Here is a 2,736-nt window from a genome sequence, read left to right on the forward strand (position 1 = left end):
TGAGCAAGCCCCCGCGCCTCTCCGGCATGCCGGAGAGGCGCGGGGGCTTGCTCATTTCCGGGGACGTGACACAATCTCATTGGGTGATGAATTATGACTTGTGTGATAGCCGGAGGCGGCCCCGCCGGGGCCGTGCTCGGACTGCTGCTGGCCAGGGCCGGCGTCGAGGTGACGCTGCTGGAGAAGCACGCCGACTTCCTGCGTGACTTCCGCGGCGACACGATCCACCCCTCCACCCTGCGCGTGCTGGCCGAGCTCGGCCTGGTGCAGGACTTCCTGAAGCTGCCCCACCGCAAGGCCCACGAGCTGCGCCTGGTGACCGACACCGGCGACATCAGGCTCGCCAGCCTGCGCGGCCTGCCGGGCGGCTACGACTACATCGCGTTCGTGCCCCAGTGGGACTTCCTCAAGCTGGTCACCTCGGCCGCCAGCGCGTACCCGAACTTCCGGCTGCTGATGAACGCCGAGGCCCACGACCTGATCCGGGAGGGCGGCGCCGTGCGCGGGGTGCGTTACCGCGACCCGTCCGGCGAGCACGAGCTGCGGGCCACGCTGACCGTGGCGGCCGACGGACGGCACTCGGCGCTGCGCGCCCGCGCCGGCCTGGTCCCCCAGGACCTGCACGCGCCGATGGACGTCGTCTGGTTCCGGCTGCCCCGGCACGACGACGACCCCGACGACACGTTCCTGCGCATCTCCAGCGGCCACATGATGGTCGCCATCAACCGGGAGACCTACTGGCAGCTCGCCTACCTGGTCCCCAAGGGCGGCTTCGGGCGGCTGACCGAGCAGGGCATCGACGCCCTCAGGCGGCCGGTGGCCAAGCTGCTGCCGTACCTGGCCGACCGGGTCGGGCAGATCGAGGGCTTCGACGACGTCAGCGTGCTCACGGTCGCGCTCAACCGGCTGCGCCGCTGGCACCGCCCGGGGTTCCTGTGCATCGGGGACGCGGCGCACGCCATGTCGCCGGTCTTCGGGGTGGGCATCAACCTGGCCGTCCAGGACGCGGTGGCCGCCGCCAACCTGCTGGCCGCGCCGCTCGCCGCGGGCCTGCCGATCCCGGAGTCCGCCCTGCACCGGCTGCAGCGGCGGCGCATGCTGCCCACGCGGGTCACGCAGGCGGCCCAGCGGCTGGTGCAGAACCAGGTGATCACGCCGGCGCTGGGGCGGCGGTTCGACGCGTCCAGGATGCCGCGCGACGTGACCAGGATTCCGCTGTTCAACCGGCTGCCGCGGCGTTTCATCGGCCTCGGGGTGCTGCCCGAGCATGTGAAGTCTCCCGAAAGCTGATAAATGCATTCTCACAACGTGGACAAGGGGGTCGGTGGGGCCGGGTCAGTGGAATACCCTCGTATCTCGTGAGCAGCAATCTCGTGGATCTCGATTCCTGGCGAGCCCTTCCCGCGGCCCAGCAGCCCGACTGGCCCGATCGCGGTGAGCTCGACAAGGTCGTCGCCGAGCTCGGCGGCCTGCCCCCGCTCGTCTTCGCCGGCGAGTGCGACCAGCTCAAGAGGCAGCTGGCGGCCGTCTCGCGCGGGGAGGCGTTCGTCCTGCAGGGCGGCGACTGCGCCGAGACCTTCTCCGGCGCGACCGCCGACAACGTGCGCAACAAGCTCAAGACGTTGCTGCAGATGGCGATCGTGCTGACCTACGCGGCGAAGGTGCCGGTCGTGAAGATCGGCCGGGTGGCGGGCCAGTTCGCCAAGCCGCGGTCGAAGGGCACCGAAACCCGCGACGGCGTGGAGCTGCCGGCCTACCGGGGCGACATGGTCAACGGGTTCGAGTTCACCCCCGAGTCGCGCGAGCCCGACCCGTGGCGGCTGCTCAAGGCGTACCACTCCTCGGCGGTGACGCTCAACCTCGCGCGCGCCTTCACCAAGGGCGGCTACGCCGACCTGCGCCAGGTCCACGCCTGGAACCAGGACTTCGTGGCAGAGTCGCCCGCCGGGCGCCGCTACGAGCAGCTGGCCCGCGAGATCGACCAGGCGCTGGCCTTCATGCGGGCCTGCGGGGCCGAGCCCGAGGAGTTCCACACGGTCGAGTTCTACTCCTCCCACGAGGCGCTCATCCTCGACTACGACCGGGCGCTCACCCGCATCGACTCGCGCACCGGCCTGCCCTACGACGTCTCGGCGCACATGGTCTGGATCGGCGAGCGCACCCGCCAGCTCGACGGCGCGCACGTCGACTTCTTCGCCGGCATCCGCAACCCGATCGGCGTCAAGCTCGGGCCGACGACCTCGCCGGAGGAGGCGCTCGCGCTGATCCAGAAGCTCAACCCGGACAACGAGCCCGGCCGGCTCACGTTCATCACCCGGATGGGCGCGTCCAAGATCCGCGAGCACCTGCCCACCCTGGTCAAGGAGGTCACGGCCTCCGGCGCCCAGGTGGCCTGGATCTGCGACCCGATGCACGGCAACACCTTCGAGGCGCCGAGCGGGCACAAGACCCGCCACTTCGACGACGTGCTCGACGAGGTGGCCGGGTTCTTCGAGGTCCACCGCGCGCTCGGCACCCACCCGGGCGGCATCCACATCGAGTTCACCGGCGACGACGTCACCGAGTGCGTGGGCGGCGGCCACGAGATCGTCGAGGGCGACCTCGGCACCCGCTACGAGACGGCCTGCGACCCGCGGCTCAGCCAGGGGCATCGGGCCGTCGGCGCGGGCGCGGCCGAACATCTCGTACATCTGCGGTGTCCACAGAGTGCGCTCGGTCGCCAGGTTCCACTCCCCC

Annotated in this window: 2 protein-coding genes; both read left to right on the forward strand. The window is 70.9% G+C overall.

Annotation, left to right across the window (positions count from 1 at the left end; genetic code table 11):
• The first annotated feature begins 93 nt into the window (after positions 1–93).
• The gene (locus tag ABZ444_RS51330; protein WP_358012690.1) at positions 94–1,290 is read left to right on the forward strand and encodes an FAD-dependent oxidoreductase; all 1,197 of its coding nucleotides are present in this window, start codon (positions 94–96) and stop codon (positions 1,288–1,290) included.
• Between the two features lie 68 nt (positions 1,291–1,358).
• Positions 1,359–2,736, forward strand: a 1,378-nt coding sequence (locus tag ABZ444_RS51335) for a class II 3-deoxy-7-phosphoheptulonate synthase (protein ID WP_358012692.1), incomplete at its 3' end; no start/stop codon positions are given.

The organism is Nonomuraea sp. NPDC005730 (assembly GCF_040630865.1).
In the GTDB taxonomy this organism is placed as follows: Bacteria; Actinomycetota; Actinomycetes; order Streptosporangiales; family Streptosporangiaceae; genus Nonomuraea.